Genomic DNA, 243 nt, shown 5'->3' with positions numbered 1-243 from the left:
GCCGCCGCCGGCAGCCTGCGCCAACTTGATTCGCGCATCACCGCGCATCGCAAACTGCACTTTTTCCCCTCCTCGATTGCCCGCCAGCAAGGCGGTTTCGTCGCGGAAGACCACATCCAAGAACTCGCCTATTTCCAAGAACTCGGCTTCAGCGTGCCTAACGGAAATTTCGGATGTTTAAAAAATATCGGCGAAGTATTGGCGTTTTACGAACAACTGCAGCAAACACGCCCCTCCCTACCC

At 55.6% G+C, this 243-nt stretch carries 1 protein-coding gene; it reads left to right on the top strand.

The genetic code is table 11. From position 1 onward, the window contains the following. Positions 1 to 243, top strand: a 243-nt coding sequence (locus ACTHSL_RS14090) for a hypothetical protein (protein WP_440381752.1), incomplete at both ends; no start/stop codon positions are given.

The organism is Neisseria sp. P0008.S010 (assembly GCF_051962715.1).
GTDB classification, from domain to species: domain Bacteria; phylum Pseudomonadota; class Gammaproteobacteria; order Burkholderiales; family Neisseriaceae; genus Neisseria; species Neisseria elongata.
Note: the sequence above shows the minus strand (reverse complement) of the source record. Positions and strands in the feature narration are given on the sequence as shown.